This is a genomic window from Streptomyces sp. ID05-26A (assembly GCF_033794685.1).
Lineage (GTDB): Bacteria > Actinomycetota > Actinomycetes > Mycobacteriales > Pseudonocardiaceae > Lentzea.
On record NZ_JARAYZ010000009.1, the window covers coordinates 110,409 to 132,929 of the forward strand.

Annotated in this window: 22 protein-coding genes; 10 read left to right on the plus strand and 12 right to left on the minus strand. The window is 67.8% G+C overall.

All coding sequences use genetic code 11. The features are described 5' to 3' along the window. The first annotated feature begins 66 nt into the window (after positions 1–66). A complete protein-coding gene (locus PV646_RS43375) occupies positions 67–981 on the plus strand; it encodes a TAXI family TRAP transporter solute-binding subunit (RefSeq protein ID WP_500348859.1) in 915 nt (304 codons plus the stop codon). On the opposite strand, the gene PV646_RS43380 is transcribed toward PV646_RS43375, so the two are convergent. Both PV646_RS43380 and PV646_RS43385 read right to left on the minus strand, forming a co-directional pair. After that, positions 982–2,367 (minus strand): sensor histidine kinase, encoded by a 1,386-nt coding sequence (locus PV646_RS43380; RefSeq protein ID WP_500348861.1) that lies wholly within the window; start codon positions 2,365–2,367, stop codon positions 982–984. Positions 2,368–2,424: 57 nt separating this feature from the next. Next, positions 2,425–3,099, minus strand: a complete 675-nt coding sequence (locus PV646_RS43385; protein ID WP_500348862.1) for a response regulator transcription factor — start codon at positions 3,097–3,099, stop codon at positions 2,425–2,427. Between the two features lie 160 nt (positions 3,100–3,259). Here PV646_RS43385 and PV646_RS43390 point away from each other — a divergent pair, with 160 nt between their 5' ends. From PV646_RS43390 to PV646_RS43405, 4 genes are all read left to right on the plus strand, one after another. Further along, positions 3,260–3,988 carry an amino acid ABC transporter ATP-binding protein gene (locus PV646_RS43390; RefSeq protein ID WP_189159489.1) on the plus strand — a complete coding sequence of 243 codons (729 nt, stop codon included), beginning with the start codon at positions 3,260–3,262 and terminating at the stop codon, positions 3,986–3,988. A gap of 39 nt (positions 3,989–4,027) precedes the next feature. Continuing rightward, a complete protein-coding gene (locus PV646_RS43395) occupies positions 4,028–4,921 on the plus strand; it encodes a glutamate ABC transporter substrate-binding protein (protein ID WP_500348863.1) in 894 nt (297 codons plus the stop codon). Positions 4,922–5,000: 79 nt separating this feature from the next. Then, complete coding sequence (locus PV646_RS43400; protein WP_500348864.1) at positions 5,001–5,648, plus strand: amino acid ABC transporter permease; 648 nt, start codon at positions 5,001–5,003, stop codon at positions 5,646–5,648. Beyond that, positions 5,645–6,526, plus strand: a complete 882-nt coding sequence (locus PV646_RS43405; RefSeq protein ID WP_500348866.1) for an amino acid ABC transporter permease — start codon at positions 5,645–5,647, stop codon at positions 6,524–6,526. Before PV646_RS43400 ends, PV646_RS43405 begins: the two co-directional genes overlap by 4 nt. 54 nt (positions 6,527–6,580) lie before the next feature. Here PV646_RS43405 and PV646_RS43410 read toward each other — a convergent pair whose 3' ends face one another. From PV646_RS43410 to PV646_RS43420, 3 genes are read right to left on the minus strand one after another with little or no spacing between them, the layout of a single operon-like run. Then, complete coding sequence (locus PV646_RS43410; protein WP_500348868.1) at positions 6,581–7,045, minus strand: hypothetical protein; 465 nt, start codon at positions 7,043–7,045, stop codon at positions 6,581–6,583. Continuing rightward, positions 7,030–7,395: a hypothetical protein gene (locus tag PV646_RS43415; protein ID WP_500348869.1), complete on the minus strand. Its 366-nt coding sequence runs from the start codon at positions 7,393–7,395 to the stop codon at positions 7,030–7,032. Before PV646_RS43415 ends, PV646_RS43410 begins: the two co-directional genes overlap by 16 nt. 19 nt (positions 7,396–7,414) lie before the next feature. Next, entirely contained in the window at positions 7,415–7,687 is a 273-nt protein-coding gene (locus PV646_RS43420; protein WP_500348871.1) for a hypothetical protein, read from the minus strand. A gap of 113 nt (positions 7,688–7,800) precedes the next feature. On the opposite strand from PV646_RS43420, the gene PV646_RS43425 reads away from it, so the two are divergent. After that, positions 7,801–8,469: a response regulator gene (locus PV646_RS43425; RefSeq protein WP_500348873.1), complete on the plus strand. Its 669-nt coding sequence runs from the start codon at positions 7,801–7,803 to the stop codon at positions 8,467–8,469. Here PV646_RS43425 and PV646_RS43430 read toward each other — a convergent pair. The 4 genes from PV646_RS43430 to PV646_RS43445 all read right to left on the minus strand — a co-directional run bounded on the left by PV646_RS43430 (position 8,456) and on the right by PV646_RS43445 (position 12,221). Beyond that, positions 8,456–9,205 carry a succinate dehydrogenase/fumarate reductase iron-sulfur subunit gene (locus PV646_RS43430; protein ID WP_500348875.1) on the minus strand — a complete coding sequence of 250 codons (750 nt, stop codon included), beginning with the start codon at positions 9,203–9,205 and terminating at the stop codon, positions 8,456–8,458. The genes PV646_RS43425 and PV646_RS43430 overlap by 14 nt on opposite strands. Beyond that, the gene (locus tag PV646_RS43435) at positions 9,202–11,070 is read right to left on the minus strand and encodes a fumarate reductase/succinate dehydrogenase flavoprotein subunit (protein ID WP_500348876.1); all 1,869 of its coding nucleotides are present in this window, start codon (positions 11,068–11,070) and stop codon (positions 9,202–9,204) included. The genes PV646_RS43430 and PV646_RS43435 overlap by 4 nt, the downstream gene beginning before the upstream one ends. A gap of 9 nt (positions 11,071–11,079) precedes the next feature. After that, complete coding sequence (gene sdhC / locus PV646_RS43440; RefSeq protein ID WP_500348877.1) at positions 11,080–11,844, minus strand: succinate dehydrogenase subunit SdhC; 765 nt, start codon at positions 11,842–11,844, stop codon at positions 11,080–11,082. A gap of 86 nt (positions 11,845–11,930) precedes the next feature. Further along, positions 11,931–12,221 (minus strand): Rv0250c family protein, encoded by a 291-nt coding sequence (locus PV646_RS43445; protein ID WP_500348879.1) that lies wholly within the window; start codon positions 12,219–12,221, stop codon positions 11,931–11,933. Positions 12,222–12,448: 227 nt separating this feature from the next. Between PV646_RS43445 and edd the strand changes: the two genes are divergently transcribed. From edd to PV646_RS43465, 4 genes are all read left to right on the plus strand, one after another. Beyond that, positions 12,449–14,305, plus strand: a complete 1,857-nt coding sequence (gene edd, locus PV646_RS43450) for a phosphogluconate dehydratase (RefSeq protein WP_500348880.1) — start codon at positions 12,449–12,451, stop codon at positions 14,303–14,305. A gap of 344 nt (positions 14,306–14,649) precedes the next feature. Continuing rightward, positions 14,650–15,297: a bifunctional 4-hydroxy-2-oxoglutarate aldolase/2-dehydro-3-deoxy-phosphogluconate aldolase gene (gene eda, locus PV646_RS43455; protein WP_500348882.1), complete on the plus strand. Its 648-nt coding sequence runs from the start codon at positions 14,650–14,652 to the stop codon at positions 15,295–15,297. A gap of 214 nt (positions 15,298–15,511) precedes the next feature. Further along, positions 15,512–17,476, plus strand: a complete 1,965-nt coding sequence (locus tag PV646_RS43460; RefSeq protein WP_500348883.1) for a PEP/pyruvate-binding domain-containing protein — start codon at positions 15,512–15,514, stop codon at positions 17,474–17,476. Then, complete coding sequence (locus PV646_RS43465; protein ID WP_500348884.1) at positions 17,476–18,711, plus strand: MFS transporter; 1,236 nt, start codon at positions 17,476–17,478, stop codon at positions 18,709–18,711. Before PV646_RS43460 ends, PV646_RS43465 begins: the two co-directional genes overlap by 1 nt. Here PV646_RS43465 and PV646_RS43470 read toward each other — a convergent pair. The 3 genes from PV646_RS43470 to PV646_RS43480 form a co-directional block, all read right to left on the minus strand. After that, the gene (locus PV646_RS43470) at positions 18,671–21,211 is read right to left on the minus strand and encodes a BREX system ATP-binding domain-containing protein (RefSeq protein ID WP_500348886.1); all 2,541 of its coding nucleotides are present in this window, start codon (positions 21,209–21,211) and stop codon (positions 18,671–18,673) included. The two genes, PV646_RS43465 and PV646_RS43470, sit on opposite strands and share 41 nt — an antisense overlap. A gap of 247 nt (positions 21,212–21,458) precedes the next feature. Then, complete coding sequence (locus PV646_RS43475) at positions 21,459–21,899, minus strand: zf-HC2 domain-containing protein (protein ID WP_500348888.1); 441 nt, start codon at positions 21,897–21,899, stop codon at positions 21,459–21,461. Positions 21,900–21,901: 2 nt separating this feature from the next. Next, the gene (locus PV646_RS43480; RefSeq protein ID WP_500348889.1) at positions 21,902–22,429 is read right to left on the minus strand and encodes a sigma-70 family RNA polymerase sigma factor; all 528 of its coding nucleotides are present in this window, start codon (positions 22,427–22,429) and stop codon (positions 21,902–21,904) included. Between the last annotated feature and the right edge of the window lie 92 nt (positions 22,430–22,521).

Below are 22,521 nucleotides of genomic sequence, written 5' to 3' on the forward strand. Positions count from 1 at the left end.
GCGCGTTGACCAGGCAGGACCTTCGTCGGGTGCAGGCCCGGCCCGCCCCCGTGGCACGATGCGCTGGTGTTCGGACGAGTGCATGTCGCCGTGAGCCTGCTGACCGCCGCAACGGTCCTGACGGGCTGTAGCAGCTCGGTGTCGAACATCAAGATCACGATGGCGACGGGCAGCGAGACCGGCGTCTACTACGCGCTCGGCAGTGGCCTCGCGGACATCTGGAGCGGCCGTCTCGGCATCGCGCGGCCCCAGGTCGTCCGGACCGACGGGTCGAAGGACAACGTCACCCGGCTCGTCACCGGCCAGGCCGAGGTCGGCTTCTCGCAGGCCGACGCGGTCGAGGGGATGGAAGGCGCGTCGAAGCTGCGCGCGCTGGCCCGCATGCACGACGACTACCTGCAGGTCATCGTCCGCGCCGACCTGCCGGTGACGAAGCTCGGCGAACTGTCGGGGCTGCGCGTGTCGATCGGCGCGACGGGCTCGGGTGTCGAGATCATCGCGAGCCGGCTGCTGCGGGCCCGCAACGTCACGCCCCAGGCCGTGAACCTCGGCCTCGACGACTCGGCGCAGGCCATGCAGGAGGGCAGGATCGACGCGTTCTTCTGGTCGGGCGGCCTGCCGACGGGCCGGATCACCGACCTCACCAAGGGCCTCGGCGTGCGGATGCTCGACCTGAAGGACGAGCTGCCGGCGTTCCGCCAGCAGTACCCCGTGTACGGGTCGGCGACGCTGCCCGCCTCGATCTACAACCTGCGCTCCGGCCCGGTCATCACGCTGGTGGTGCGCAACTTCCTGCTCGTCACCGAGTCGATGCCCGACGACGTGGCCGAGGCGCTGGTGCGGCAGCTCTTCGACGGTCAGCCCGATCTCGTGAAGGCGCACTCGGCGGCGCGCACGATCGAGCAGAGATCCGCGATCGAGACGTCGCCGGTGCCGCTGCACAACGGCGCCATGCGCTACTACCGCGAGGCCAAGGTCTGATCAGACCGCCGGGAGCGTGATCACGACCTTCAGCCCGCCGTCCGCGGGGGATTCGAGGTCGACGGTGCCGTCGACGCGTTCGACGAGCAGCCGCACGATCGACAGCCCCAGCCCGGAGCCCGGCACGTTCTGGTGAGCCGGGCTGCGCCAGAACCGGTCGGTGGCCCGTTCGAGCTCGTCGGCCTGCAGGCCGGGCCCGTGGTCGGCGACGGAGAGCCGGACCATCCCGCCGGTCTTGCGGGCGTCGACCACGATCAGCGTGCCCTCCGCGGTGAACTTGAGCGCGTTGTCGAGCAGCGCGTCCAGGATCGTCTCCACCCCGCGCGGCGGGACGAGGGCCATGCCGACCCGTTCCCCGTCGAGCACGAGGTGGACCTCCTTCGCCGCCGCGGCCGACGACCACGCCGAGAGCCGTGCCGCCACGGACTTGTCGACGTCGACCGGGACCGGGTCCACGGAACTGGACTCGGCGCGCGCCATGGAGAGCAGCTCGTCGAGGATGCGGTTGAGGCGGTCGGTCTCGCTCAGCGCCTCGACCTGGTGCACCTCCGCCTCCGCGTCGACGTGACCCTCCAGATTGGACAGCCGGAGTTTCAGCGCCGTCAACGGGTTGCGCAGCTGGTGCGAGGCGTCGGCGACGAAGGCCCGTTGCGCGGCAAGCACGTCGCTCACGTTCGCGGCCATCTGGTCGAACGACCGCGAGAGCTGGCGCAGTTCCGGCGGCCCGGACTCCGCGCCCACCGGAGGCACCGGCCGGCCCGACACCACCGCCGCGAGGAGCTTCCCGGTCGCGTCGTCGAGCGCCTGCACCGGCCGCAGCGTCCAGCGCACCACCGGCAGCGCCAGCAGCACCGCGAGCGCCAGCACCAGCAGGCTCGTGGCCAGCAGCAGGGCCCACCACGCGAGCACCTCGAACCGGGTCTTGGCCGTCGGTGAGAACGTGATCACCGCGCCCCGCACCTCACCGTCGACCAGCACCGGCTCGGCGAGCACGACCATCGTGTCGCTCCACGGCATGAACAGCGGCGGAGCGACCGGCAGGCGCCCGGCCAGCGCCTTGCTGACCAGGTCCTGCACGGTGCTGTCCCCGAGTGCCAGGTCGTTGCGCGACGCCACCAGCGGCACGGTCGGCGCGTCGCGGGCCACCACGGCGACGCCGATGTCGTACAGCTCGTCGTAGCGCTCCAGCTCCGGCCGGAGCAGGTGCGGGCTGTCGTCGATCAACGGCCGTTGCGCCAGCGACGCGAACCGGCTGGTGTCGGTGAGCCGGTCGAGGAACATCTCCTGCTGTTCCGCGGAAGCCACGCCGCGGCCCAGCGGCACGCCCAGTCCCACCAGGACCAGCACGATGAGCGCGAGCACCACGCCCAGCAGCCGAGACCTCACAGCCCGTCACCCCACCCGGTCGCGACACGCCGACGGAAGAACATCACCCAATCGAGATCACACCTGCCCCAGCCGATATCCGACGCCCCGCACGGTCTCCAGCAACGCGGGCCTGCCGAGCTTGGTCCGCAACGTGGCGACGTGCACGTCGAGCGTGCGGTTCGCGCCGGACCACGTGCGGCCCCACACCTCCGCGAGGATCCGCTCCCGCGTGCACACCGCGCCACCCGCGGCCATGACCAGGGCGAGCACCTGGAACTCCTTGCGGGACAGGGCGACCGACTGCCCCGCGACCGTGACCTCGTGACGTCCCAGGTCGACCCGCACGTCACCGGTCTCGAACACCTCTGTGGACACCGCGCCCACACCGACCGGATCGGCACCGCGGCGACGCCTCACGGCGTGCACCCGCGCGACGAGTTCTCCCACGTCATAAGGCTTGACCAGGTAGTCGTCGGCCCCGGCGTGCAGGCCGAGGATCCGGTCGTCGATCTCCCCTCTCGCGGACACCACGATGATCGCGACGTCCGACGCGGCCCTGATGGCACGGCACAGCGTCACTCCGTCCATGTCGGGCAGGCCGAGGTCGAGCAGCACCACGTCGACGCCGGCGAGCCGGTCGAGCGTGCCGCGGCCCGTGGCCTGCCGGTCCACGTGGAAACCCCGTCTGGTCAGGGCTGGGACCAAGGCCTCGGCGACCCTGTCGTCGTCCTCGACGAGCAGCACGCGCACTTTCGCTACCTCCCGGGCAACCGATGTCTGCCTGTGACAGAGTTGAGACCCTAAGTCTTGCTCAATGTCCTGGACTGGTGTGGTGGCGGACACCTAGGTTTCCGCCAACGCCGACGACCCCCAAATGGAGGACTGGATGACTGCCGCCTCTGCCCCGCCGATGATTCGTGTGGCGGGTGTGGACAAGTTCTTCGGCCCGTTGCACGTGCTCAAGAACGTGCAGCTGGAAGTGCCGAAGGGGCAGGTCGTGGTCGTGCTGGGGCCGTCGGGTTCCGGTAAGTCGACCCTGTGCCGGACCATCAACCGCCTCGAGCCGATCGATTCGGGCGTCATCGAGGTCGACGGGCAACCACTTCCCGCCGAAGGAAAAGAACTGGCCCGCCTCCGTGCCGATGTCGGCATGGTGTTCCAGTCCTTCAACCTTTTCGCGCACAAGACCATCGGCGAGAACGTGATGCTCGCGCCCATGAAGGTGCGCAAGACTCCGGCCGCCGACGCCCGCAAGACCGCGATGGAGCTGCTGGAGCGAGTCGGGATCGCCAACCAGGCCGACAAGTTCCCCGCTCAGCTCTCCGGTGGGCAGCAGCAGCGCGCGGCGATCGCCCGCGCGCTCGCCATGAAGCCCAAGGTGATGCTGTTCGACGAGCCGACCTCCGCGCTCGACCCCGAGATGGTCCAGGAGGTTCTGGACGTCATGACGGGCCTGGCCAAGGACGGGATGACCATGCTGGTCGTCACCCACGAGATGGGCTTCGCCCGCAAGGCCGCGGACCGGGTGATCTTCATGTCCGACGGCGAGGTCGTCGAGGATTCCACCCCGGAAGAGTTCTTCTCGGCCCCGAAGTCCAACCGCGCGAAGGACTTCCTTGGCAAGATCCTGACTCACTAGTAGTCAGCCCACTTTCGAACGAATGGCAGGAGAAGGACGATGAGGGTTCGCACCCTTGCGGCGGTGCTGCTCACGGGCGCACTGGCCTTGACCGCGTGTGGCAAGGAGGGCAGCCCGACCGATCAGCCGGCGCCCGCCGGCCTCTTCGAGGTCGCCAAGGACGTCAAGGTCGAGGGCTCGCCCTCGTTCGAGAAGATCAAGGCGCGCGGCGAGCTCATCGTCGGTGTCAAGGAAGACCAGCCGGGTCTGGGCTACAAGGACCCGACGACGAACAAGTACAGCGGCTTCGACATCGACATCGCGCGCCTGATCGCCGCGAAGCTGGGCTTCGACCCCGAGACGAAGATCCAGTTCAAGACGATCCAGTCCGCCGCTCGCGAGCAGGCGCTGATCAACGGTGACGTCGACTACTACGTCGGCACCTACACGATCAACGCCGGTCGCAAGGAGAAGGTCTCGTTCGCGGGCCCGTACTTCGTCGCCGGCCAGGACCTGCTGATCAAGGCCGACAACACCACGATCACCGGCAAGGACACCCTCAAGGGCAAGAAGGTGTGCTCGGTGACCGGCTCGACGCCGGCCAAGCGCATCAAGGACGAGAAGCTCACCGAGGAAGGCAACGTCCTCGAGTTCCAGGGCTACTCGCAGTGCGTCACCAAGCTGCTCAACGGTGAGGTCGACGCGGTCACCACCGACGACGCGATCCTCAAGGGCTACGCGGCCGCCGAGGAGGGCAAGCTGAAGGTCGTCGGCAAGACGTTCTCCAGCGAGCCGTACGGCATCGGCCTGCCCAAGGACGACAAGGCCCTGCGCGACAAGGTGAACGACATCCTGCAGTCCTCGCTCGACGACGGCTCGTGGCAGAAGATCTACGACGGCACGCTGGGCAAGTCCGGCTCGTCCGCCGAGAAGCCGAAGATCGACCGGTACTGACGGTTCCTCACGTGGCCGGTGGATCCCGCGTGGGTCCACCGGCCGTTCCTTTGAAGGCGGACGGACGGCAAGGAAACCGATGAGCGTCCTCACCAACAACCTAAATCTGTTCCTCAGCGCATTCGGGCAGACACTCCAGCTCTTCGCGGTCTCCGCGGTGATCTCGCTGGTGCTGGGCACGCTCCTCGCGGCCCTGAGGGTCAGCCCCGTGCCGGTGTTCCGCAGCATCGGCACGACGTACGTCACGGTCGTGCGCAACACGCCGCTGACGCTGGTCTTCGTCTTCTTCGTCTTCGCGTACCCGCTGCTGGACATCGTGAAGATCGAGCCGTACACCGCCGCGGTGGTGTCCCTGTCGCTCTACACCGCGGCGTTCGTCTGCGAGGTCGTGCGGTCGGGCATCAACACCGTGCCGGTCGGTCAGGCCGAGGCCTCGCGCGCTCTCGGTCTCACGTTCACGCAGATGCTCGGCAACGTGGTGCTGCCGCAGGCGCTGCGCTCGGTGGTGCCGCCCATGACGAGCACCATGATCGCGTTGCTGAAGAACACGACGGTCGCGTCCGGCTTCGCCGTCGTCCAGGCGGGCAACATCCGCGAGCAGCTGTCGGACCAGGGTGACAACGTCCTCATCGGACTGCTGTGGGTCGCACTCGGGTTCATCATCCTGGTGCTGCCGCTGACGTACGTCCAGCAGGTCTTCGAGAAGCGGTGGAGCGTGGCCCGATGAGCATGGTGCTGTTCGACGTCCCCGGTCCGAAGGCCCGCGTCCGTCACAAGATCATGGCCGTCATCGGCATCGCGGCGGTGGCCGCGGCGCTGGTGTACGTGGTCATGCGGTTCATCGTCACCGACCAGTTCAGCGCCCGCAGGCTCGACTGGATCAACTACAAGCAGATCCAGCTCTCCCTGGTCGAGGCCATCGGCAACACGCTGACCGCGTTCGCCGCCGGAGCCGTGCTGGCGCTGCTGTTCGGCGCGATCTTCGCGGCCGCGCGGCTGTCCGACCACGGGTGGGTGCGCGCCCCCGCGGCGGTGATCGTCGAGATCTTCCGCGCGATCCCGCTTGTGATCATGATGTTCTTCTTCTACTACGGCCTTCCGGTGGCCGGGGTGAAGCTGAGCGCGTTCACGGCGGTCGTGATCAGCCTGATGCTCTACAACGGCTCGGTGCTCGCCGAGATCTTCCGCGCGGGCATCAACTCGCTGCCGAAGGGCCAGAGCGAGGCCGCGTACGCGCTGGGCATGCGCAAGACGCAGGTCATGACGTTCGTGCTGCTGCCGCAGGCGTTGCGGGCGATGCTGCCGACCATCATCAGCCAGCTCGTCGTGCTGCTCAAGGACACCGCGCTCGGCTTCCTCATCACGTTCGAGGAGCTCCTGCGGTGGGGTACGCGCATCGGTGGTGACGCGGTCAACTTCGGCCGCCCGATGATCCCGGTGATGATCGTGGTCGCGATCATCTACATCGGACTGTGCCTCCTGCTGACGTGGCTCGCCACGTACCTGGAGAAGCGCAACCGCCGCAACAAGAAGGTCGTCAAGCTCGACAACGACGACGCGAAGCAGATCCAGCTCGCGAACTCGATGGGTGGCGGCGGCATCTGATCCGCCGTCCGTGCGACGGAACGGGGCGTGTCCACATCGGACGCGCCCCGTTCGTCATTTCCAGAGCACGGACTCGCAGTTGTTCGTCACGTAGTCCATGGCCAGTGAGCCGTCGCCCGCCTTGGCCTTCGCCGCCGTCTCGCGGGCGTAGCGCTGACCGCCGGGGTCCTCGGGTGAGAACTTCGGCAGCACCTCGTCCATCACCTTCAGAGCGGCCGTCTGCGCGTTCTGGTCGCCGCGTTTCCGGGCGTCCTCCCAGCCGAGGTACCAGGCGCACGAGTTGGTGATCTCCAGGACGATCCGCTCGCTGCCGGCCGGTGCCCTGTCCGGCCCCGGACCCGACTTCTCCGCCAGCACCCCCAGATCGGGCTCGCGGCCGTCCGGCCAGGCGAACTTCGCGGAACCTTCCCGCATGTCCCGCGTGTACTTCCGCTGGTCCACGAGTGCGGGCTGCGCGGGAGGTGCCGAGCAGCCAGCCAGGAGCACGAGCGCGAGCAGTCCGGTCAGTTTCCGCTCCACCACAGCGTTCCTCCGACGGTGCCCGAGGTGTACGGGCTGTTCGAGGCGAGGCAGAACTTGGTGCCCGCCTTGAAGTTCGTGCCGACGTGCTTGCGGGTCTCCTCCATCCGCACGAACGCGCCGCGGGTGTCGCGGTCGCCGCACTTGTACCAGGCGAGTTGCATGACACCGGCCAGCGCGACCCTGGCGTCGATGTTCGACCCGGCGACGGTGATGGTGCGCGCGGTGGTGAACCACGTGATCTGGTTCTCCTTGAACGGCACCGTGATCGTCGTCGACGCGGCCTGGGCGGGCGTGGCCGACAGCATCGCGAAGCCCACGGCGAGCAGACCGGCGAGAGCGCGTTTCATCGAGAGTCCCCTTCGAAGGTCAGACGTTCCAGTCGACGACACCGCACCAGTCCCCGGCCTCCCCCACGACGTCGAGGCAGAACGTGGTGCCGGCGCGGAAGTTCCTGCCGAGCAGCCGGCGCGACCGGTCCCCGGCGGGGAACAGCACGGGGCTGCCCGCCACCCGGTGGTCGCCTTCGCGGGACCACCGGATCGCGAGGTCGACGGGACTGGCCGTGACCCGGAGGTAGACGTCCGAGCCGTCGACGGTGATCGTGCGAACGGCGAGCAGGTCGGCCGATGCGGTGCGCATGGCGCGGAACGTATCGACGCGAGCGGAACCCGGTCGTCTCACGAAGAGTGGATCTCCCGTCAACTTTCGCGGTACGCTCGTGGTGGGGGATCTACCGCGGTGACGTCACATGAGTGAGGGGCATTGTGGCGCGCGTCCTTGTTGTCGACGACCAGCCGTTGTTCCGTGCGGGCCTGGTCGCTTTGCTGAACGCTTCACCGGATCTGACCGTCGTCGGCGAGGCCGGGGACGGTGCCACCGCGTCCGCGCTGGCCGAGTCGGCGAGACCGGACGTGATCCTGCTCGACATCCGTCTGCCGGGGCTGGCCGCGCTCAAACGCGTCGCGGCGTCCACGCGGGTGCTGGTGCTGACCACGTTCGACCTCGACGAGCACGTCCACGAGGCGTTGCGGCTGGGTGCGGCGGGGTTCGTGCTGAAGGAGTCCGAACCGGCCCGCCTGATAGCGGCCATCACCGCCGTGGCGTCGGGTGAGATGCAGTTCGGCCCGACCGTGATGCGCAGGCTCGTGGCGGCCTATCTGAGGGGCGACACGGGTGCGTCGCCGGGCAGTTCGATCGGGCTGGACGAGCTGACGGACCGCGAACGCGAGGTGCTCCGGCTCGTCGGCACGGGGCTGACGAACACGGCGATCGCGGGCAAGCTGACGGTCACGGAGGGCACGGTGAAGACGCACCTCAACCGCGTGATGACGAAGCTGCGGCTGACCAGCCGGGCTCAGGCCGTGGTGATGGCGTACGAGTCCGGACTGGTCATCCCGCAGGCTCTCGCTAGGACCGCTTGAACAGCTTGTTGCCGAGCCAGACGATCGGGTCGTACTTGCGGTCGGCGACGCGCTCCTTCATCGGGATGAGCGCGTTGTCGGTGATGTGGATGTGCTCGGGGCACACCTCGCTGCAGCACTTGGTGATGTTGCAGAGACCGAGCCCGTGGTCGTCCTGCGCCTGGTCGACGCGGTCCGCGGTGTCGAGCGGGTGCATCTCCAGTTCGGCGACCCGCATGAGGAACCGCGGCCCCGAGAACGCCTCCTTGTTCTCCTCGTGGTCACGCACCACGTGGCAGGTGTTCTGGCACAGGAAGCACTCGATGCACTTGCGGAACTCCTGCGAGCGCTCGACGTCGACCTGCTGCATCCGGTACTCGCCCGGCGCCAGGTCCTTCGGTGGCGCGAACGACGGGACCTCGCGTGCCTTGGTGTAGTTGAAGGACACGTCGGTCACGAGGTCGCGGATGATCGGGAACGTCCGCATCGGCGTGACCGTGATCGTCTCCGACTCCTCGAAGATCGACATGCGGGTCATGCAGAGCAGCCGCGGCCGTCCGTTGATCTCCGCCGAGCACGAGCCGCACTTGCCGGCCTTGCAGTTCCACCGCACCGCGAGGTCCGGGGTCTGCGTGGCCTGCAGCCGGTGGATGATGTCGAGGACGACCTCGCCCTCGTTGACCTCGACGGTGAAGTCCTCCAGCCCACCGCCGGAGTCGTCACCGCGCCATACCCGGAACTTCCCCTGGTAGCTCATGACAACTCCTCAGCGGTGAGGTACTTCTCCAGCTCGGTGCGGTCGAACAGGTCCAGCAGGTCGTTCCGGATCGGGATCTGCGGTTTCTCCGTGACCACCGCTCCGTCGCCTTCGGTCCTGCACACCAGCAGCTTGCGGCGCCACTCGGCGTCCATCACGGGATGGTCGTCGCGGGTGTGGCCGCCGCGGGACTCGGTGCGCAGCAGTGCCGCCTTCGCGACGCACTCCGACACGAGCAGCATGTTGCGCAGGTCGAGGGCCAGGTGCCAGCCGGGGTTGAACTGCTGGTGGCCCTCGACGGTCAGCGATCGCGCGCGTTCCTTGAGCTTCTCCAGCCGTTGCAACGCCTCTTCCATCTCACCGGCGCGCCGGATGATGCCGACGAGGTCGTTCATCGACTGCTGCAGCTCCATGTGCAGCGTGTACGGGTTCTCGCCGCCTTCCTGCTGGAAGGGCGCGAGGGCGGTGGCCCGTGCCTCGGTGACGATGTCCTCCGACACGGTCGGGCGCTCACTCATGGCCCGCACGTACTCCGCGGCGCCGGCTCCGGCCCTGCGCCCGAAGACGAGCAGGTCCGACAAGCTGTTGCCGCCCAGGCGGTTCGAGCCGTGCATGCCGCCGGAGACCTCGCCGGCCGCGTAGAGACCCGGTACCGAGGAGGACCCCGTGTCGGGGTCGACCTCGACGCCGCCCATCACGTAGTGACAGGTCGGGCCGACCTCCATCGGCTGCGCGGTGATGTCCACATCGGCCAGTTCCTTGAACTGATGGTGCATGGACGGCAGCCGGCGGCGGATCTCCTCGGCGGGCAGACGCGTGGACACGTCGAGGAAGACGCCACCGTGTGGTGAGCCTCGGTTCGCCTTGACCTCGGAGTTGATCGCGCGGGCGACCTCGTCACGCGGCAGCAGTTCCGGTGGGCGCCGGTTGTTCGCCTGGTCGGTGTACCAGCGGTCGGCCTCTTCCTCGTTGTCTGCGTACTTGTCCTTGAACACCTCGGGGATGTAGTCGAACATGAACCGCTTGCCGTCGGAGTTGCGGAGCACGCCACCGTCACCGCGGACGGACTCGGTGACGAGGATGCCCTTGACGGACGGCGGCCAGACCATCCCGGTGGGGTGGAACTGGATGAACTCCATGTTGATCAGCGAGGCACCGGCGCGCATCGCGAGCGCGTGGCCGTCGCCGGTGTACTCCCAGGAGTTCGACGTGACCTTGAACGACTTGCCGATGCCGCCGGTCGCGAGGATCACCGCGGGTGCCTCGAACATCACGAACCGGCCGGACTCGCGCCAGTAGCCGAACGCGCCGGCGATCCTGTCCCCGTCCTTGATTAGGTCGGTGACGGTGAACTCCTGGAACACCCGGAGGCGTGCCTCGTAGTCGCCGAACTCCTTGAAGTCCTCCTGCTGCAACGACACGATCTTCTGCTGCAGCGTGCGGATCAGTTCGAGTCCGGTGCGGTCGCCGACGTGCGCGAGACGCGGGTACTCGTGGCCGCCGAAGTTGCGCTGCGAGATCCGGCCGTCCTTGGTGCGGTCGAACAGCGCGCCGTAGGTCTCGAGCTCCCAGACCCGTTGCGGCGCTTCCTGTGCGTGCAGTTCGGCCATGCGCCAGTTGTTGAGGAACTTGCCGCCGCGCATGGTGTCGCGGAAGTGGACCTGCCAGTTGTCGCTCTCGTTCGCGTTGCCCATGGCGGCGGCGATGCCACCTTCGGCCATGACGGTGTGGGCCTTGCCGAACAACGACTTGCAGAGAACGGCGACGCGCAGGCCGTGCTCACGGGCCTCGATCGCGGCACGCAGACCGGCACCACCCGCGCCGATCACGAGAACGTCGAACGAATGCCTTTCCAGCTCGGGCAAAACCACTCCTTAGTTGATGAAGCGGAGGTCGGAGATCGTTCCCGAGGCGACCAGCGCGACGTACAGGTCCGTGAGGCAGACGAAGATCAGCGAGGCCCACGCGAGTTGCATGTGCCGGTTGTTCAGCTTCGAGATCTGCGTCCACATCCAGTACCGGACCGGGTGCTTGGAGAAGTGCTTGAGCCGCCCGCCCGCGATGTGGCGGCACGAGTGGCACGACAGCGTGTACGCGGCGAGCAGGCTGACGTTGACCAGCAGGATGATGTTGCCCAGGCCGACCCCGGTGCCGAACGCGAGGACCGCGTCGTAGATGTTGATGAGGAGCAGGAGCGACGCCGCGTAGAAGAAGTAGCGGTGCAGGTTCTGCGCGATGAGCGGGAACCTGGTCTCACCGGTGTACTTGCTGTGCGGCTCGGCCACGGCGCACGCGGGCGGTGACGCCCAGGCAGCGCGGTAGTAGGCCTTGCGGTAGTAGTAGCAGGTGATCCGGAATCCCAGCAGGAACGGGATGATCAGCAGTGGCGGTGTCAGGAAGCCGGGCAGCGCCGGGAACCACTGACCGAAGTGGGATGCCGCGGGGATGCACTCCTCGGTGAGACAGGGCGAGTACATCGGTGTGAGGTAGTGGTACTGGTCGACCCAGTAGTAGTCCCCCTGGAACGTGCGGAACGCCGCGTAGATCGAGATGAGCAGCAGGCCGACGAATGTCGTCAGCGGCGGCAACCACCATCGGTCCGTGCGCAGAGTCCTGGCGGCGATCTCTGCCCTCGCCATTGGTCACCTTTCTGGGGGTCCACGTCGTTGTGGAGGAAACGCGTAACGGCCCCCGCTGACTGCGAGGGCCGTGAGTTCGGGCTGGGTCAGGTCCGGTTGCGGTACCCACCGAGTCCTTCGTCGTCCGCGTCCTTCCAGAGCGACTCGTCATAAGGCGTGTCGGGCACGACCACGACCTCGCGTTCCACTTGAGGAGCTTCGCGCTGCCTCGGGGTGCTCAGGTCGACGAGTTCGGTGGCGTCGATGTCCATGCGTTCTACGTCGTTCGCAAGACGTTGTACGGCCGCCACGTCGCCATACCTGGCGCGCAGGTTGCTGACGGCATGCCGCATCTGACCGATGACCCGCCGCAGCTCGACGATCTCCGTGGACGTCATGGGACACCTCCGTTCCAAGGTCGTGCCCCGCACTCTGCTCGATCTCAAGCCATGTGACAAGCACCACACGCCAAGATTCAAAACTGGTTCCAGACCAGTTACTGAATCGTTTTTGTGCCTTCGACCTGCCATGACTTATTGTGTGTGGCGTCACGCCCGTCCGTGGGACGCCACCGTTGTCGTCTCGTAAGGGCCCCACCACGGCCCGTGATGACCCGGAGACCCCCATGACCGAACTGCATCCTGTTCTGACAGAGGTGACACGCCGGATCGCCGCCCGAAGCGCCGATTCCCGCCGCGCGTACCTCGAGCGCGTGGCCGCCGCCGCGCAGGACGGAACGTCCCGGTCCGGCTTCGCCTGCAGCAACCTCGCGCACGGCTTCGCCGGAATCACCGGCGGCGACAAGGCCGCGTTGCGCGCGCTGCGCAAGTCCAACGTCGCGATCGTGTCGTCCTACAACGACATGCTGTCGGCGCACCAGCCGTTCCAGGAGTACCCGGCCTGGATCAAGGACGCGGTCCGCGCCGTCGGTGGTGTGTCCCAGTTCGCCGGCGGAGTGCCGGCGATGTGCGACGGCATCACCCAGGGCCGCGAGGGCATGGAGCTGTCGCTGTTCAGCCGCGACGTCATCGCCATGTCGACCGGTGTGGCCCTGTCACACGAGATGTTCGACGCCGCGGTGCTTCTGGGCGTGTGCGACAAGATCGTGCCGGGCCTGCTGATCGGCGCGCTGTCGTTCGGGCACCTGCCGTCGATCCTGGTGCCCGCGGGCCCGATGTCGTCCGGCCTGTCGAACAAGGAGAAGGCCCGCGTCCGGCAGCTCTACGCGGAGGGCAAGGCCTCCCGCGACGACCTGCTGGAGGCCGAGGCCGCCTCGTACCACTCCCCCGGCACCTGCACGTTCTACGGCACCGCGAACTCGAACCAGATGGTCGTCGAGGTCATGGGCCTGCACCTGCCAGGCGCCTCGTTCGTCCCGCCGGGCACGTCGTTGCGCCGCGCCCTCACCGAACACGCCGGCCGCCGCGCCGTCGAGATGGCCAAGGGCGAGGGCTACACCCCGATCGCGCACGTCGTCGACGAGAAGGCCGTGGTCAACGGCGTGGTCGCGCTGCTGGCGACCGGCGGCTCCACGAACCACACGATGCACCTGGTCGCCATCGCCGCCGCCGCGGGCATCGAGCTGAGCTGGGACGACCTCAACGACCTGTCGGCCGTCGTGCCGCTGATCGCGCGGGTCTACCCGAACGGCAGCGCCGACATCAACCACTTCCAGGCCGCCGGCGGCGTCCAGTTCGTCGTGGGCACCCTGCTCGACTCGGGCCTGCTGCACGCCGACGTCACCACCGTGGCGGGCTTCGGCCTGGACCGGTACCGCCAGGAACCGATGCTGGCCGACGGCGAGCTGATCTGGGTCGACGGCCCCGGCCGTTCACTCGACCTCGAGGTCCTGCGGCCCGCCTCGGACCCGTTCGCGTCCGACGGCGGCCTGCGCATGCTCTCCGGCAACCTCGGCCGCTCCGTCATCAAGGTCTCGGCCGTGGCGTCGGAGAACCACGTCGTCGAGGCCCCGGCCCGCGTGTTCACCACGCAGGAGGCGTTCCAGGAGGCCTTCAAGGCGGGCGAACTGGACCGCGACGTCGTCGTGGTGGTCCGCCAGCAGGGCCCGCAGGCCAACGGCATGCCCGAACTCCACAAGCTCACCCCGCCGCTCGGTGTCCTGATGGACCGCGGCCACAAGGTGGCGCTGGTGACCGACGGCCGCATGTCCGGCGCCTCGGGCAAGATCCCGGCGGCGATCCAGCTGACCCCGGAAGCGGCGGTCGGCGGCCCGCTGGGCCGCGTCCGCGACGGCGACGTGGTGCGCCTGGACGCCACCGCCGGAACCCTGGAGGTCCAGGTGCCCGCGGAGGAACTGGCGACGCGCCCCCTCGTCGACTTCCCGCCGACCAGCCGCGAGTGGATGGGCACGGGCCGCGAGCTGTTCGCCGCCCTCCGCCGCAGCGTCGGACCGGCCGACCGCGGCGCGACGGTGTTCGGCCCGATCACCGCCGACCACTTCGCCCCGGTCACCCACCACTAGCTGTTGCACCCGCTGCAACCAATATATTGGCTCCCGCACCACCGCTGACCTGCCGCTTAGCAATGGGTCTTTTGACTTCGTCGTCAAAGACCCATTGCAAAAGGGGCGGCGACGCCCGCCCAGCCCGCCCCCGCGTCCCTTCCCACCGCCACCTCGGATGCCATTGCAATGAGTCTTTTGACTTCGTCCGCAAACGTTTTTTGCGTCCGGGTGACGGCACCAGGGCACAGTGGAGGCGCGCGACGAGGTGCTCAGGAGCCACGGCAGCGTGAGCGGCCGACCGGCAATATGCGATATATCAGTTCCGATCCAGGCTCGACCCAAGTTCGGCAAGGAGAGCAGCAGTGACCAACGGTGACAATCTTCGGGTGACCACCGGCGCGGACCTCCTCGGCCTGTCGCCCGTCATCCCCGTCGTCGTGGTCGACGACGCCGACCACGCGGTGCCGCTCGCCCAGGCACTGCTGCGCGGTGGCGTTCGCGTCATCGAGCTCACGCTGCGCACCCCCGCCGCGCTCGCCGCGATCGAGAACGTCGCGCGCGAGGTCCCGGAGATCGTGATCGGCGCGGGCACCGTCACGGCGCCGGAGCACGCGGAGCAGGCCGCGAAGGCCGGGGCGGCGTTCCTCGTCACCCCCGGCACGACCGACCGGGTGCTCGACGCCGCCGACGCGACCGGGCTGCCGTACCTGCCGGGTGCGGCGACGGTGTCCGAGGTGCTGCGGCTCGCCGAGCGCGGGCTGACCGCGTTGAAGTTCTTCCCGGCCGAGGCCGCGGGCGGCGTCGACTACCTCAAGTCGATCGGCGGCCCGGTTCCCCACGTGCGGTTCTGCCCGACTGGCGGCATCACCCCGCAGACCGCGCCGAACTACTTCGCGTTGCCGAACGTCGGCTGCGTCGGCGGTTCGTGGCTGGCCCCGAAGGGCGCCCTCGTGCAGGGCGACTGGGAGCGCATCGAGACGCTCGCCCGCGAGGCCTCGCGGCTCGGGTAACCCAGATCACGAACCGGAAGTTCGGCTCACACCACGAGACCGGCGTCCCACCTCGTTGGATTCTTCACCCAACGGGAGGTGACGCCGGTCTCGAATTGACTGGGGTTTGAGGAAAGGCGGGCGAGACGACCGCCAAATGAGATTTCCGAAGGAATAGCTCCGCGCTCCGCACCGTCACACTTCCTCGTTGCAATGGCGCACGAGAGGAGCGGGTGTGGCTGTCCAGGAAGCCGACGTGGCGGGTGTGGTCGGGGAAAAGCTGACGATGTCGGCGTTCAACCAGCTATCCGGCAGTCTGGGTGGTTATTCATTCGTCAAAGTGGTGGTCGACCGGCAGGACGAGACCATCCACTTCCTGAACAACGCGCGTCACGAGTTCCACGCCATCTACATCGGCACCCAGGTCCTGGGCATCGCCGAGAGCGAGGTGCGGGCGCGGATCGACGAGTTCAACCAGAGCTTCTACCACGCCTCTGACCGGCGGTTCTTCCTCGGGATCCTGGCGCTGCACCGGCGCGAGGACAGGCCGATGTTCTCGCTGGAGACGGTCGAGGTCGACACCATGCCGGCGGAGATGATCGAGTCCTTCCACGCCGAGGTGCGCGAGAACGTCGACGCCGCGATCCCGTTGTTCTTCAAACCCGCCAACCACCTCCAGGAACAGGCGGTGGCGGAGATCTCCCCGGAAAGACTGCCGCGCATCCTGGCACACGAATTGTTCTCCACTGCCGAGTTCGTGGCGTTGAACTCCGGCGTCACGAAGGGCCGGTTGCGCGCATTCCGCAGCGAGCAGGAGTACCGGGAGAACACGCTCGAATGGTTCGACATCGTGGTGATGCACCGCGTTCCCGACGACATTCCGCGCCTCGCCGGCATCATCAACGCCGGCCACACCACTCCCTTGTCGCACACGAACGTCCTCGCGACCGGCTGGTCCATCCCGAACGCCGTCCAGATCGGCGCGTTCGAACTGATCGATCGGGAAGACCTCGACGGCCGGTGGGTCGAGTACGAGGTCTCGCCGCAGGGTGCCGGGGTCGGGCTGCGGCTGATCGACGAACCGCAGGACGCCGGCCGGCGCCCTGCCTGGTACGCGCAGCGCGTCACGCTGGACGAGCCCGAGCACACCTACAACCCGATCCTCGCCCTCGGCCGGATCCGCTACAACGACCGCCACCGCTACGGCACCAAGGCCGCGAACCTCGGCGAACTGCACCACGTGCTCGCCACCGGGTCGCCGCGCCGGCTGCTCGGGTTCTTCGCCGTGCCGCGGCCGCCGCGCGACAACCTCATGCCCTACCTGGCGAAGCTGCTCGACAGCCCGCAGGAGGACCTGCTCGCGGCCGCCCGGCAGTTGCTCGCGGAACGGGTGCGGGTGCCGCGCGGCGTCGCCCTGCCGTTCTCGATGCACCAGGGGTTCCTGGAGTCGTCGCCGAAGATCCAGCAGGCCATCGGCAAGTTGAAGATGGCACTGGAGCTCAACGCGCGTGAGATCGAGCCGTTGTGCGTCGAGTTGCAGCAGCTGATCCGCAAGACCCGCGTGCCGGACCACCTGCTGTCCGAACTGGACACCGCGCTGGTCGAGAACCTCGCGGGTGTGCGGACCTTCGTCGTGCGCAGCTCGTCGAACGCCGAAGACCTCGCCGGGTTCTCCGCCGCGGGCATCTACGAGTCGTACAACCACGTCACCAGCGCCGAGAAGATCGTGGAGTCGGTCAAGGAGGTGTGGGCGTCACTCGTGTCCGCGCGGAGCGTCCGGCTGAGGCAGCAGGCGGGCATCTCGCTGGACGACTGCTTCATGGGCGTCGTGGTCCAGGAGCAGGTCAAAGCCGACTTCGGCGGCGTCATGGTCACCACGAACCCCATGAACCGCAACGACTTCCGCAACATCTACGTCAACGTCTCGCCGAACGTCACCGACGTCGTCGAAGGCTCGAAGCAGCCCATGCAGTTCCTCTACTCCACTGTGGAGGGTGGTGGCCGCACGGTCTCCCTCGGTGACGCGGAGGAAGACCTCACCCCGAACGCTCACGCGCAGCTGCAACGGCTTGCGATCGTCGGCAGGTTGCTGCAGTCGCACTTCTCGCCGGACTACACGTTCGACTCGCCGGTCGACATCGAATGGCTCGCCACCGAGGACGTCCTGTACGTCCTGCAACTGCGGCCGTACTCGATCTGATGCTGGGGCTTCGCGTACCGGCGGCTCCGGAAGTGGCGCGTGCCGTCCGCCTGACGTACGGCTTCCAGTTCTTCTTCGGGCTGCTGCTGTGGGTCCCGATCTTCTACGAGTACCAGAAGCGGCTCGGGCTGAGCGACGCCGAGATCTTCGGCATCCAGTCGATCTACTACATCGCGTTCTGCCTGCTGGAGATCCCTACCGGCCTGGCCGCGGACCGCTTCGACTACCGCACGTCCCTGTGGCTCGGCGCGAGCGTGCTGGTCGTCGCGAACCTCGTGCCGGTGTTCGCCGGCGACTACACCGGGTTCCTCGTGCACTTCCTGTTGATCGCGCTGGCCAGGTCGTTGATCTCCGGCGCCCAGAGCGCGTACCTCTACGAGTACCTGCACGCGCACGACGCAGGGCATCTCTACCTGAAGGCCGAGGGCGTCGGACGGTCGTACAGCCTTGTCGGCAAGATCGTGTACTGGCCGGTGATCGGGCTGCTGATGCAGTGGAACATGCCGTCGCCGTACTGGCTCACCGCGATCAACGCCGCGATCGCCGTGGTCCTGGCGCTCAGGCTCCCGCCGATTCCGGGCTGGACACGGCCGGAAGGCAAGACGTCGAAGCTGCTCGCGGGTGTCGGCGGCGCGTTCCAGGCGCTCGGGAAGTCGCGCTGGCTGCTGCTGTTGATGATCCAGGGCATCGCGATGTTCACGCTGGTGCGGATCTTGCAGGTGAACCTGTTCCAGCCGGTGCTGGAGTCGAAGGACGTCCCGGTCGGCTGGTACGGCTCGGTGCTCGCCGCGATGACGGTCTTCGAGGCGATCGCGGCCGCACGCCCGCACTGGTTGTCGCGCAGGATCGGACCGGCGAGGTCGGTGTTCCTGCTGACCGTCGTGATGGCGCTGGCGATCGGATTCGTCGCGCCGTCCGGCGGTGTCGTGACGATCGTGTTGCTGTGCCTGTTCTCCGTGACGGCGGGCATGAGCTTCCCCGTCCAGAAGAAGCTGCTCAACGACGCGATTCCGGACTCCCGTTACCGCGCAACGCTTCTGTCGATGGAGTCCATCATGGACCGTGCCGTGTGCGCGGTCGTGGCCATCGCGCTCGGTGCCTACCTCACCGGCGGGCGGCTCGACGAGTTCCTGGTGCTGTCGTCGGTCGTCACGGTGATCGTGATGATGTTGCTGGCGGGTCTGCTGGTCGCTGTCAGGACCACAAGGCGGCGACGAGCTCGGCTCGTCCCGTGATGCCGAGCTTGCGGTAGGCGCTCGACAGGTGCAGTTCCACCGTGCGCCGGGTGAGGTGCAGGGCCTCGGCGATCTGCCGGTTCGTCAGGCCCTGCGCCGCCATCCGGGCGACCCGGTTCTCCTGCTTGGTCAGGCCCTGCACCTGGTCGTCCTCGTCGCGGACCTCGTCGCCCGCGAGCTTGGCCAGGGGGTGCGCGCTCAGGCGCCGGGCCAGTTCGAACGACTTCCGCAGGTGCACCGCGGCCGCGTCGGCACGGCCCTTGCGACGCAGGTGGTGGCCGAGCCAGTACGACGACTGGGCGTGCAGCAACCGGTGCGGTGACGAGGCGAGGAGTTGCTCGGCCTCGGTCAGGACGTCGATGTCGTCGGTGCTCATGCCGACGCTCATCAACGCCGTCCCGATCACCCTCGGGGAACCCCACCGCTTGGCCAGGTCGAGTTCCTCGTGCGCGAGCCGGGCCGCGTCGTCACGGTTGCCCAGTGCCAGGTACGCGCGCACGGCGTGGTGCCGCCACGCGATCAGCGCCGGGTTGGGCATCTCGCGGCTCGCGAGCCGGCGGCCTGCCTCCAGCAGGTCCTCGAGGCCGCCCTCCGCGTGGCACGACGCGAGCTTGAGCCGGCCGCGGGCGTAGACGATGTTGATGTGCTGCAACAGATCGCCGTCCTCGACGACGAGCGGGGCGGCTTCGTCGAACTGCCCCATCTCGATGCAGACCTCGGCGAGCTTCGCGGTCGCGAGCACGACGGCCGGGCAGTCGATGTTGCCCGTCGAGACCGGCGGCGTCAGGAACGTGTACGCGCGCGCCAGGTCGCCGCTGTTGTGGAAGGCGGAGGCGCGGGCGATCATGCTGAGCATCCCGCGGCGCAGGTGCGGGTCGTGCGAGACCGGCGCGGTGCTGTGCGAGAGCCAGAACTTGTTGATGTGCTCGGGATTGTCGCCGAGCACCGGCACCAGGAACGTGAAGACGTAGGACGCGCCGAACACGCCGATCCACTCGCCTTCGAGCGCCTCGAGCGCGTACTCGACGGCTTCGGGGTACGAGTCACCGCTGCGGGCGTTGCCGACGGCGAGCAACGCCGACCGCGCGCGCTTGAGGTTCGGGTCCTGCGGGACGTCTCCGACGAGGTCCTCGAAGTACTTGCCGGCGCAATTGGCCATGTGCGCGTTGCGGTTGGCCGCGAGCAGGTACGTGGTGCAGACGAGGTTCCAGACCTTGTCGCGGTCCTCGGGCAGCAACCGGGCGACGACCATGATCGCGAGCGAGACGGCGAAGTGGGCGTCCGATCCCGTGCACATGCGCTGGATCAGCGCGAGCGCGACGTTCGCCGCGAGGTGCGGGTCCTCGCACTGCACCAGCGCGTCACGGACCCGGTCTCGGCCCAGTGCGTTGTCCTTCAGGTGTTCCGTGTGTCCGAGTTCGACCTCGATCGCGAGGCGGTCCTCGTCGGACAGGTGTTCCTCGAGCGCCCGTTCCAGGTGCTCGACGCCGCCGACCTCGCGCAGCAGGTCGACGGACCAGGGTAAGCGCACCGATCTGGCTTTCAGCACGTGCTCGGCGACGCGCTCGTCCGGGGCGTCGGACTCGAACAGCAGCCAGGCCGCGCGGGAGTGCGCGGCGGAGCGGACCGCGATCGGCATGTCGGCGAGGATGCTGTTGCGCACGAACGGATGCCGGAACGTCAGCGGGTCCGTGTCGGCGAGCACGCCGAGGCGGACGAGCATGTCGACGGCGGGCAGCGCGTCGAAACCGGTCAGCGCGGAGAGCAGTTCGAGCCCGGCGTCCCCGTCCAGCACTGCGGCGGAGCGGGCGACTTCGACTGCTCCGGTGTACTCGCGCAGCCGCATGCCGACCATCTCGCCGACGGCGGCCGACCCCTCGCCTTCCTCGCGCAGCAGAGCGTGCAGCAGGTAGGGGTTGCCGCCGGTGAGCTCGTGGCAGCGCTTCGGGTCCCGGTCCGGGAGGTTCTCGGTCAGACTCGCGACGGCGGCGAGGTCGAGGCCGTCGAGGTCGAGGCGGTTAGGGTGGGCGCCCGCGACCTCGGGCAGCGTGACCTCGTCGGTGGAGAGGTAGCCCTGGGACGCGCCGAGCGCGATGACGACAGGCATCTCCTGCAGCCGTGGGCGCAGGTACGCGAGCGCGCGCTTGGAGAAGGTGTCGGCGACGTGCACGTCGTCGATGATCATCAGGATCGGGCCCTTGCGCGCGGAGTTCGCGGCGCGCGCGTACAGCTCCTCCAGGTCGTGCTCGTTCGCGAGGCACGGCGCGAGCTGGCGCACCACCGCGCCGGGGAGGTGGCTCTCCAGCCGGGCGCTCTTGGCCAGCCGGACGGTGAAGCCGCGTTCGCGGGCTTCGGCGGCGAGCGCGTCGAGCACCGCCGTCTTGCCGATGCCGAACCCGCCGGTGACGACGACGCAGGAGCCGGTTCCCTGAACCGCGTCGTCCAGCAAGCGACCGAGAGTCGCGAGTTCCGCGTCCCGGCCGAGTAGTGGAGATGTCACCTCTGTCTACCCCTGCCTTCGGTACCGAGAGGACCGCAGGTCGAAGGTTTCGGTGTTCCTTCGGTGCCGACCGTAGAGACCTGCGCTTCGTCGTCGGGCAAACTTACCCACAGGTAACGGTTAACGGAACTGTGAGCTGTTCGCGGGATTGTTCGGAGTGGGAGTGCTGGAGCGAGCGATGATCTTCGCCGGGCTGATGCGCGCATGGGTGCGCCTCGCCTGCCTGCTCGCGGACCCACATCTGCGCTCACATGCGTTCGACCAGCGGAAACCGGTCTTCGTAGGTGGATATAGCGCGCGTGAGAGTGCCCACGTCGACGGGGTTGTCGACGTGAGAGGACAGCGACTCCACGACCGAGAGCACCGCGGCGATGGCCACCACGACACCCGCCGCCAGCACCAGGATGCTGCGCGCGATCGGGCACGACCCGGGCACACCCGGCGGGTTCTCGGTCAGCACCGGCCGCAGCACCGGCGCGACCATGCCGAAGTCGGCCGCGTCACGCCGGCAGTCCTCGCACCCGGCTAGGTGCCTGGAGAAGCTCACGTGCTCCGCCGGGTCGAGCACGCCCAGCGCGTACGCCGCCACATCACCGCACGGACCTTCCTGGTCCGTGCGGTTGTCGTCGTTCTGATCTTGGTCTGGTCCTGCTTCCGCGTGCTCGTGATGTGGTTGACGGATCACCATCACTAGCTCCTGTCCTGCAGTGCCCGGCGGATCGTGTGCATCGCCTTGTACAACCGGGACTTGACGGTTCCTTCCGGGACCCCCAGAACGATCGCGGCCTCCTTCACCGTTCGTCCCATGACATACGTTTCGTAGATAGCTGAACGGTGTTCTTCACTCAATTGGCGTACTACGTCGGTAATGACCATCACCGAAAGTGTCTGTTCTGTGTCGTCCGGAGATTCGGCGATGTCCGGACGCAACAATTCGACTTCCTGCGGGCGCGCCTGCCGGCTTCGCCATCCGTCGATCACAATGCGACGAGCCACAGTACAAAGCCAGCCGCGCAACATACTCGGTTCACGAACGAGATGCGCGGAGTTCTGCCAAGCCCTGATCAACGTCTCCTGAACTACATCTTCCGTCCACTGGCGGTCGTAGTTGGTCAAGCACAGGACCTGCGAGAACAACATCCGCTGGAACTGCCCGTAGAGCAACGTGAGCAATTCTTCGTCCTGCTGGGCGTGTGCGACCTTGCCCTGATCAACCATGAAGCTGACGACCTCCCCAGATATCGGCGACGGGTTCGCTTCGGGCGGCAGTCCTAGCGACTCGGTGGCCGAGCATGGAATCGTACAGATCC